This window comes from Nostoc sp. CHAB 5836 (genome assembly GCF_020829445.1).
Classification (GTDB): Bacteria; Cyanobacteriota; Cyanobacteriia; order Cyanobacteriales; family Nostocaceae; genus Nostoc.
In genome coordinates, this window is record NZ_JAIVFV010000223.1 from 1 (window position 1) to 9,710 (window position 9,710).

General features: G+C 43.8%; 10 protein-coding genes and 2 pseudogenes. 5 read left to right on the forward strand and 7 right to left on the reverse strand.

Annotation, left to right across the window (positions count from 1 at the left end):
* The first annotated feature begins 287 nt into the window (after positions 1-287).
* Positions 288-1,892 (forward strand): NAD(P)H-quinone oxidoreductase subunit N, encoded by a 1,605-nt coding sequence (locus LC605_RS28565; RefSeq protein WP_229550822.1) that lies wholly within the window; start codon positions 288-290, stop codon positions 1,890-1,892.
* A 148-nt stretch (positions 1,893-2,040) separates the two neighbouring features.
* Here LC605_RS28565 and LC605_RS28570 read toward each other — a convergent pair whose 3' ends face one another.
* The 5 genes from LC605_RS28570 to LC605_RS28590 all read right to left on the reverse strand — a co-directional run bounded on the left by LC605_RS28570 (position 2,041) and on the right by LC605_RS28590 (position 4,946).
* A complete protein-coding gene (locus LC605_RS28570) occupies positions 2,041-2,256 on the reverse strand; it encodes an NAD(P)H-quinone oxidoreductase subunit O (protein WP_229550829.1) in 216 nt (71 codons plus the stop codon).
* 93 nt (positions 2,257-2,349) lie between these two features.
* Complete coding sequence (locus LC605_RS28575; protein WP_229550823.1) at positions 2,350-3,270, reverse strand: DNA-formamidopyrimidine glycosylase; 921 nt, start codon at positions 3,268-3,270, stop codon at positions 2,350-2,352.
* A 538-nt stretch (positions 3,271-3,808) separates the two neighbouring features.
* A complete protein-coding gene (locus LC605_RS28580) occupies positions 3,809-4,024 on the reverse strand; it encodes a photosystem I reaction center subunit IV (protein ID WP_094349537.1) in 216 nt (71 codons plus the stop codon).
* 142 nt (positions 4,025-4,166) lie between these two features.
* Positions 4,167-4,316: a hypothetical protein gene (locus tag LC605_RS28585; protein WP_229550824.1), complete on the reverse strand. Its 150-nt coding sequence runs from the start codon at positions 4,314-4,316 to the stop codon at positions 4,167-4,169.
* Between the two features lie 45 nt (positions 4,317-4,361).
* A complete protein-coding gene (locus tag LC605_RS28590) occupies positions 4,362-4,946 on the reverse strand; it encodes a PAP/fibrillin family protein (RefSeq protein ID WP_229550825.1) in 585 nt (194 codons plus the stop codon).
* Positions 4,947-5,189: 243 nt separating this feature from the next.
* On the opposite strand from LC605_RS28590, the gene LC605_RS28595 reads away from it, so the two are divergent.
* The gene (locus tag LC605_RS28595; protein WP_229550830.1) at positions 5,190-5,426 is read left to right on the forward strand and encodes a DUF3134 domain-containing protein; all 237 of its coding nucleotides are present in this window, start codon (positions 5,190-5,192) and stop codon (positions 5,424-5,426) included.
* A 79-nt stretch (positions 5,427-5,505) separates the two neighbouring features.
* The gene (mraY, locus tag LC605_RS28600; protein WP_229550826.1) at positions 5,506-6,597 is read left to right on the forward strand and encodes a phospho-N-acetylmuramoyl-pentapeptide-transferase; all 1,092 of its coding nucleotides are present in this window, start codon (positions 5,506-5,508) and stop codon (positions 6,595-6,597) included.
* 184 nt (positions 6,598-6,781) lie between these two features.
* Here the strand turns inward: mraY and LC605_RS28605 are convergent, their stop codons facing one another.
* A complete protein-coding gene (locus LC605_RS28605; RefSeq protein WP_229550827.1) occupies positions 6,782-8,530 on the reverse strand; it encodes a diguanylate cyclase in 1,749 nt (582 codons plus the stop codon).
* Between the two features lie 125 nt (positions 8,531-8,655).
* Positions 8,656-8,811: pseudogene (locus tag LC605_RS28610) on the reverse strand (molybdenum cofactor biosynthesis protein B); the annotation flags it as partial.
* A gap of 334 nt (positions 8,812-9,145) precedes the next feature.
* Between LC605_RS28610 and LC605_RS28615 the strand changes: the two are divergent.
* Both LC605_RS28615 and LC605_RS28620 read left to right on the forward strand, forming a co-directional pair.
* Positions 9,146-9,391, forward strand: a complete 246-nt coding sequence (locus LC605_RS28615; RefSeq protein ID WP_229550828.1) for an AbrB/MazE/SpoVT family DNA-binding domain-containing protein — start codon at positions 9,146-9,148, stop codon at positions 9,389-9,391.
* Positions 9,378-9,536, forward strand: a pseudogene (locus LC605_RS28620) (PIN domain-containing protein); the annotation flags it as partial. The gene LC605_RS28615 and the pseudogene LC605_RS28620, both read left to right, overlap by 14 nt.
* Positions 9,537-9,710 lie beyond the last annotated feature (174 nt).

Here is a 9,710-nt window from a genome sequence, read left to right on the forward strand (position 1 = left end):
CCATCTCTTCTTAGGCTACGCCAACGAGCAAAGTCGAGATGCTCACCGTAAACTCAGTGACCACGCCAACGAGACGCACTCGCGTTCACTACAAACTCCAAATAATATGCCAGTTGCGTAAGTCCTAAGCCAGTGAAATTGGTGCGATTGCCTAGCGTGCCGTAGCCGATCGCCACCTGTACCCAAGCTGTTAAGCTCTTGTTAAAAGAGCTAGTCCGGGGATTAGAAAACTTGCTAGAGTGAACAGAGTTAGCCTTAATGTCTAATCGCCAAAACCTATACATCTCATGGATTTTGCTAATATTGCATCCCAGCTAAACGCTGGAACGATTTTACCAGAGGGGATTGTTATTCTCACCCTCTTGGGGGTTTTGATTGTTGATTTGATTTTGGGGCGTACATCCGCACGCTGGATTGGATATCTAGCGATCGCAGGTTTATTTGCTTCGATTATCGCCCTATATTTTCAATGGGACTCTCCTAATCCCATCTCTTTTACCGGTGGCTTTAACGGTGATGACCTGAGTATTGTCTTTCGCGGTATTATTGCCTTGTCTGCGATCGCCACTATACTGATGTCAATTCGCTACGTTGAGCAGAGTGGCACCGCTTTAGCCGAATTCATCGCTATTTTGCTGAGTGCTACTTTAGGAGGGATGTTTTTATCCGGGGCTAGTGAGTTGGTGATGATTTTCATCTCCCTAGAAACCCTGAGTATCTCCTCTTATTTGTTGACAGGTTATACCAAGCGTGACCCTCGCTCCAATGAAGCGGCGCTGAAATACTTGTTAATTGGAGCTTCCAGCACAGCAATATTTCTGTACGGTGTATCACTGCTGTATGGACTATCTGGAGGACAAACTGAACTAAGTGCGATCGCTAATGGTATTGCCACAGCGAAAGTCGGACAATCTTTAGGTTTAGTGATTGCATTAGTTTTTGCGATCGCAGGTATTGGCTTCAAAATATCTGCTGCACCCTTCCACCAGTGGACACCAGACGTTTACGAAGGCGCTCCCACCCCAGTCATCGCCTTTTTATCAGTCGGTTCCAAAGCGGCGGGTTTTGCCCTAGCCATCCGCTTGCTGACAACAGCCTTCCCTCTTGTTGCTGAGGAATGGAGGTTTGTCTTCACTGCCCTGGCCGTTCTGAGTATGATCTTGGGTAACGTAGTCGCCCTAGCTCAAACCAGCATGAAACGGATGCTAGCTTATTCATCCATTGCCCAAGCTGGGTTTGTGATGATTGGCTTGATTGCTGGTACACAGGCAGGGTATGCCAGTATGATATTTTATCTACTGGTTTACCTATTCATGAACCTGTGCGGCTTTACCTGCATCATTCTGTTCTCACTGCGGACAGGAACCGACCAGATTGCCGAATACTCTGGCTTGTATCAAAAAGATCCACTCCTAACATTGGGGTTGAGTATCTCCCTGCTTTCCTTGGGTGGTATTCCACCATTAGCTGGGTTTTTCGGCAAGATTTACTTATTCTGGGCTGGTTGGCAAGCAGGACTTTATTGGTTAGTTTTGCTGGGCTTAGTTACCAGCGTTGTCTCCATCTACTACTACATTCGCGTAGTTAAGATGATGGTAGTCAAAGAACCCCATGAAATGTCCGACGCTGTGAAGAATTATCCCCAAGTCCGTTGGGATTTGCCTGGGCTGAGACCTTTGCAAGTTGGATTGGTGGTAACATTAATTGCCACTTCCATCGCAGGGATTTTGTCAAATCCATTGTTTACATTGGCTAACAATTCTATTTCCAATACGCCAATTTTGCAGGCAACAATCAACAGTAGTGTAAAAGCAAAAAATCTACTGCTTTTGCCAAAGTTAGATTTGGTTAGTCAGTCTCAACTCTCAGTTGATTCTACTGCTAAGATTTAACCGAGTCTCAACCAAACTTTGTAATCGAAGACACGCCTGTTTGCTAATCAGCAGACAGGCGTTTGTCATATCTTTTAAGGAACCGCAGAGGCGCAGAGGACACAGAGAGAAGAAAGAAATACTTAACTAATTACCCGGGCATGATAACTTATTTAAACTCTTCGAGTTGATCCACACGTAACCAAATATTAGGTGTTGGCACTTTCCCAAACTTAATCAGGGCGTAATCTCCTTTCACATCTACAATTTCGCCCTTGGTTTCAAACAAATAAGAAGGAAAGCGAGTATCACTGGCTTTGGCCTCCAGACTGTTTTCTAGTTTCTCGCGCACAGCGCGAACCATATCTCCTTTTTTGACTGCCATAAATTCCCCTCTCAAATTTGTAACTTCTTTCATCTGCATTTTAAAAGAGTTCTAAGTTAGAAGTAAAAACTCCCAACTCCTAACTCCCAACTCCTAACTCCCAACTCCCCCTAGCCTTTGACACTGGGAGCAAAAGTGACTAGACCGCCCAGCTAACCTAATCCGTTGAATTGTTGTACCACAAACTCGACAGGGTTCTCCAGCCCGGTTATAAACCCACGCTACACCACCATAGTTGCCGTTGGTACCCTTAACATTTAAGAAATTACTAAAAGTCGTACCACCAGCTTCAATGCTGGTTTCTAGCACTTGAATTATGGCAGATCGCAAACGCTCAATTTCCTTTAGCTGCAAATCGATACACAAGGTTTCAGATAAAATTCCACTCTTAAACAATGCTTCATCTGCATAAATGTTACCTAATCCTGCCACCACTGATTGATCTAGTAGCGCAGTCTTAATTGGACGGCGGCGGTTTTGGAGTTTAAGAGCTAGATACTCAACAGTAAATTCGGGTGAAAATGGGTCTGCTGCCAGTTTTGCCAAACCAGTCATAATACTTTCTACAGCAACACCAGGCGGAACCCACCACATTTTACCGAAGGTACGCTGATCTACAAAGCGTAATTCCCGGTGTTCCTCAAAGAATAACCTAACCCGCGTGTGCTTATGTAATGGTTCATCTCGATGCAGCCATAGTAGTTGACCCGTCATTCGCAAATGAACCCCTAGCCAATTGGTTGAGGAGGGGGATGAGGGGGATGAGGGGGATGAGGGGGATGAGGGGGATGAGGGGGATGAGGGGGATGAGGGGGTGAGTTCGGCTAGGAGATATTTACCGCGACGATGCCAAGTGGCGATCGCATTCTTTTTAATGCCATCAAAAAACTCACTAACAGAAAACGGGTAGGCGATGGTGCGATCAAGCAAGACATCTCCCCCCGTGATTTCTTGGTTGAGGGTCAATTGATTTAGACCCTTTCGGACTGTTTCAACTTCAGGCAGTTCAGGCATTCAAGCTGATTAAGCAGGCAATTTTGATATATTTGAGGGATCAAGAAAGAAAAGATGGCGTAGAAACTTACACACTCGTAGGTGGCTTGTATTGCTACCTAACAGAAAGCTTGACACTCCCCGCGATAAATCGACGGGGATTCTTGGTTCAACGAAACCACTTAATCTAGAGTCCTTGCGTCATCCAGACCAGAGGTGGGATTCTCCCCAAGCGTTAACTTTCCGAGTGCCCCTCGGTAGTTGCATTGCTGAGGCAGTGCGTTGGGCGGCTATGCCACTCTTGTTGCAACTGCCGTGCAAGTCCTGTTTTACTTGAAACAATTTGTTCCAAAATTCTGAGTCGTCTAGCCCCTATAAATCTTTTCCTTTATGACGGGGCTTTAAACCCAATTTCTTGGTAAATACCCGCAGGGCGACTTCTTGCAGATTCGGGTAGTCTAGGGTAAAGAATGAATGAACTGAAATTTTCAGACTTCAGACTTCAGACTTCAGACTACCCTTCATCATCGCATCAAACAAGCCCCTTGTCGCTTTGCTGCTATTTTTTAGGTGCTTTAGCCTTTGGTGCTTCAACCTCTACTAATTCATCTTGAGCAAAGTTGTTGGTATTGATACCAGAGTAATTTACCTTTTCAAAGCGGACAATTACTGGGTATTTGATACCGCTTTGGTCTATGGAAGCCACAGTTCCAAGATCCTGAAACCAGTAGGATTCAGGGCGGAGAATACGTACTTTAGAACCACGTTGAACCATGATTATTTTCCCTTTTAGTTATCAATTGCCAATCTAGAGGGCTAATTGATTTCACTCTACAACCTCAAGGTCACAGCAAGAGTCTTTGTTAAGTTATTTGTCTGAATTGAGCATTGGGGATTGAGCATGGAGCATTGGTCTTTTAATAGTCTCCCCCATCTCCCCCATCTCCCCCATCTCCCCCATCCCCCCCATCCCCCCCATCTCCCCCATCTCCCCCATCCCCCCCATCCCCCCCATCTCCCCCATCCCCCCAAATTGCTGATTTATTAGAGCCTACTTGACAAGGCACACGTTATAGCGTACCTTCGTTCGGAAACAGTTATTTTGTACAAAGTTATGTTTTAGTTAACACAAACACACTTCCCTCGTTACCCCTGCTGATCCGCAGATCGCTATCTATATAAGTGATATCTAACCAGCCTTGCTGATTATCACTATTTATGGCAAAATCAATGGCCGGAAATTTTCTACCTGCTTCAATTTGTTGGATAAAAGTTACCGGAGAATTGTATTCTATTAAACGTTGTAAGCCGATAATAGACCGCTCAAATTTCACTTGGACACGCCGATCTGAAACTGGCTCAAATTTAGCAGCAACGCTAACTAATCCTTCTAGATAAGGTAAGCCATAAATCTCAGCTATGTTGTAAACACTGGTAGTCTCTACCCGGATACACTGATGGATTTGACCCAGTTTGCACAAAGGTAGACGATCTAAGTTTAAAAGAGCCTTGCTGGTGGTGTATAGTAATCGCCAATTACCATCTAGCAAATTACTAGCTTCCACCGGACGGGGTGTAGGATTAAAGTCTTCTAAATTGGCGATCGCTGCTAAGATAACCTGTTTCTGTGCTTCCGTCGCCAGTAAACCTCGGTTTGTACCAGCGATCGCATCGATAAGAGCCGCTTTTGCCATCATCGCCTGTCACCTCAAAAATCACTCACTTTCCATCAGCATAAACAAGATATTCATCACCTATGTGTAGAGCCAGAAAAATTACTAATAATCCCTTGACCAAAGCCTTATGCCTATTAAATAAAAAATTTCTATCTGAATACGGATTTCTCAACTAAAGGGTTGAAAAGATAACTAAATAAATCCGTGTCAAGTGATAGACTCTAAATGTCAACTTACGTAAACCTTTTCTTGTCCTCACTCGATATGTTGAACTCTCCATTACGTGAAGAACCCCGTAACCAACGAGCCGATGTCATCCCCTTAAAACCAGAGTCTTCTTTGTTGGACTGGTTGCAAAACAACGGTCGGATCATAGCGCGTGACGTTCACGAACCGGATTTTCAAGATGACGAAGAAGGAATAGACTCTTTAATGGGTGTAGAAGATGGAATTGGCTACGACCTCGATGATGATGATGATATGGGAATCGCTGACGATTAACCTTTTCAGGCTAGGGAATTGATAGTATCCTTAGTTCCTGGTATTCAGTTTTACAAGTGTGGAGTGAAGGGAAACTTCTGTGGACGCTAAATTATCTCCTGAGCAAGGATTAAATATTTCTGGAATCGCTCTAGCCTCTTTATTAGCCGTAGGGCTAGGTGCAACAGCATTTTTATTGGATTCAATGGCCAATCGGCTACCGTGGCACAGTATGTCACTAACTCTGCCACTATTATTGTCTGCCCTGGGTTCAGGTGCCGTGGGCTATTGGGTAATACCCCTACTTCAAGCACTGAAAACAGGACAAATAATTCGCGAAGATGGCCCCCAAGCCCATTTAAAAAAGGCAGGCACCCCAACAATGGGCGGTATATTTTTTATACCTGTATCTGTGCTGCTTGCCTGCATATTGTCTAACTTTGCTAAAGATGTACTTGCAGTTTCGACATTGACAATCAGCTACGGATTGATTGGCTGGCTCGACGATTGGCAAATTCTGCGCCGGAAATCAAATAAAGGTATATCTCCCCGCACAAAACTAGCTTTGCAGGTGAGTTTTGCGGCTGTGTTTTGTGTATGGCTGATGTTTAATCAACCTTCTAATATTACAAATATTGCTTTGCCTTGGGTCAGCTTCACACTACCATTAGGATTCCTATTTTGGCCCTTAGCAGGTTTTGTGCTAGTTGCAGAAAGTAATGCGACTAATTTAACAGATGGTATTGATGGCTTGGCAGCAGGAACAGTAGCGATCGCACTTTTGGCATTAGGTGTCTTGATCGCACCTACAGCACCAGGGTTGATGGTTTTCTGTGCTGCTTTAAGTGGTGGCTGCTTAGGTTTCTTAGCCCATAATCGTAACCCAGCCCGCGTTTTCATGGGAGATACCGGTTCTTTAGCACTGGGAGGAGCTTTAGCGGCTGTAGCCCTATTGACAAACACCTTAGTACCTCTGTTCATTCTCAGTGGTATCTTTTTCGTAGAAACTCTTTCCGTGATGGCACAGGTAAGTTATTACAAAGCCACCAAGGGGCCTGATGGCAAAGGCAAACGCCTCTTCAAAATGGCACCCTTACACCATCATTTAGAACTCACTGGCTGGTCAGAATTGCAAGTGGTCGGAGTATTCTATGTCATCGCTGCTATTTTGGCTACCATTTGTTTGGCGTAGGCGCAGCCCAACCCAGGCATCGCTCCATTCTGAATCATGTTTTGAGAAAATAGTCGAATACCAAATGACAACTCCCACATCTTCAGGGAGTTGCTTATTATACGGTACTAGAACCCGTGTAGAGACGTAGCAGTGCTACGTCTCTACATTCTATTTCACCACTTGCGGTGTTATGAATTATGAATTAATTACGGGTACTTATATACTCCCTAACGCGATTCTTCCCTGTTCGCTTTGCCTCAAGCATCGCTTGATTTGCCCGATTCAGAAAATCCTTAACCGTAATCCCTGGTTCTGATACAGCTATTCCAAAAGAAGCGGTAATGCCTTCTAAGATCTGATTACCGTCCTTCAATTGCATTTGTTCAACATCTACCCTTAGTTCTTCTGCTCGCTTCCTGAGTGTTTCCAGTGACATATTGGGCATCACAACCACAAATTCTTCACCACCCCATCTGCAAGCAATGTCAAAGGAGCGAATAGATTTTAACAGCAGTTTTGCTAATCCCTGGAGAACAACGTTGGCAGTCAGATGCCCATAACGCGAGTTGTAAGATTTGAAGTTATCGATATCAAGGAAAATAACACTAACAGGTTGTCCCAACCGTTCAGCTTCCGCTAGCCTTTGTTCTGTGATGGTTTGCATATATCTTTGATTGAATAGTTGGGTCATTCCATCCCGCAAGTTCTCATGGGTTAGACGTTGTTTGATCATGAGATTATTCAGTGCAAAGCCCAATGTTCTAGCAAGAATCTCAGTAATTTGTTGATCTTCTAGACTGATTTTTTCAAGCGCATAGATGTGCAAAATCCCAACTAATTCGCCTTGTCTAAACAACGGAACACATAAATGTGCGCCGCTAACAGGGTGGATTAAGTGGCTGCACATCAGTCCTGAATTATGAGGCGATAAAAGGTTGAATTTCCCTCTCCGCAATGCCCAACACTCAGATAGTGAGAAGATTTCTTTACTGCTTCTTTCATCTCCCCAAAAAGTATTCCGTTGAACATAATTCTTGGAATTAGCAATTGTATAGATATAACCACTCGTATTAGGAAACAGCTTAGAACAGGTTAAAGCGACCACTTTATATACCTCATCTTCAGACTCGCAGCAATAAAGCATATCCGCCATATCTGAGAGATATATAAGTTCTCGTTTTTTTGCCTCTAATTCCAGTGCTTTTTCTTCTAGCTGCCGATTTAGGTCAGTGAGCGATCGCTGTGCTTCTATGGATTGTGTAATATCGATACTGATCCCACCGATACGGCGATCGCCCGTTGCATAATCAGTAAATGGAAACTTAAACGATAGCCAGTAGCACGGCTGATTATTAGGTAACTTTACCTCTTCAATCACCCTTAAGGGTTGTAGAGTCTTCAAAACCATTTGATCGTTTTCCATTACCCGCCGCGCCTCTTGTGGATCTGTCAAGAATTCACTATCAGTTTTCCCCAACCATTCTTGTGGATCTACCGAAAATCTAGACTGTAACTCCTGGTTGTAGTAGAGCATTGTAGATTGCTCATCTTTGATATAGGCTCCAAACGGGCCCTGATCTAGAAATAGCTGTAGCATCTGCTGGCTGCGTTGAAGTTCGCGGGTATCTTGTTGAGATTTGGCGATCGCCTCTACAATTTGATAAGCGGTTGGCATCAGGTAAAGTAAGGCAAAGAAGGAAACAAACGCCATGAAGTCGAGTACACCTAAGTGTAGTACCGACACTACCATGTGTGGTTCAAAGATCGCCAAACAGTGATGAAATCCGCAAAATAGTACGAATCCACCTGATAAGAAAAAGGCTAGCCAAAACTTAGAAGGGATAGTTGCTTTAGTTTTGGCAAAAAAAACCCCTATTACTATGGGGATACCAAAGTATGAAAATGCAGTGATGCCATGAGCAATTATGCAATTCCAGTAAATAGGCTCCATTAGTGACCTGATATTAACATTTCATGCGTTTGACTATAATTCTGGGTAGTCTCAATATGTAAGTAGAGAAAGGATGATTTCAGTGCCTCGTGGCTTATTTTTATGGTAGTCCTGTGAAAGGCTGGTCATTTGACACCCTTACTAACCTGACTGACTAAGTGAGTGAGTTCGGGTAAAATCAGTTTTTCCATTGCTAGTCGCACAGCATTACTGGAACCAGGAAGCGAGAAGATTAGTTTATTTTGATAAACACCAGCAACGGCGCGAGAAGCGATCGCCTGTAGATTTACACTTTAAAGTAGAGCGATGTCTACGACGGGCTACGCCTACGCCTTCACAACACCATCATTCCACCTCAGAACACGAAACTTCGAGTAAAAAAGTAAAGCGATGTCTACGACGGGCTACGCCTACGCCCTCCCAACACCATCATTCCACCTCAGAACACGAAACTTCGAGTAAAAAAGTCGAGCGATGTCTACGACGGGCTACGCCTACGCCTTTACAACACCATCGTTCCACCTCAGAACACAAAACTTCGGGTAAAAAAGTCGAGCGATCGCTGATTTTTGCTATCATAATGCCAAGAAAAGGTCTATATGAGGAATGTGTGTAATGGTTAGCACCACCATCACCACTACAGGACAAGTAACTATTCCTAAAGAAATTAGAGATTATCTTAATCTTAATGCAGGTAGTAAGGTTGATTTTGTGATTGATGAAAATGGGACAGTCAAATTGATTCCGCTTAATGTCCCTGTTCAAAGTTTATCCGGCATTTTACATAGTCCGGGGATGAAGAGTGCAACTTTAACAGAAATGGAAACAGCAATTCAAGAAGGCTCAAGTGATTGGAGTTGATACTAATATTCTAGTGCGCTATTTGACAAAGGATGATGAAAAGCAGTGGAAACAAGCTTCTGAAATTATCGAAAGCAAAGAGCAATGTTTTATTGCAAATATAGTTCTTTGTGAATTGGTTTGGGTTTTACGAGGGAAGCCTTTTGAACCTCACACGACTTGAAGTCGCGTGATTCCTGCTTCAACGATCTGTGCCTGAATTACTTCAGGACTTACAAGTTCTCCACAGGCGTTTTTTATAACCTCCGGCGTACCGACGGCGGTTAGTAATCTCAAACCCTCGCTTAATATATTAAGTGCTGCGTTTTTATCCCTCAAA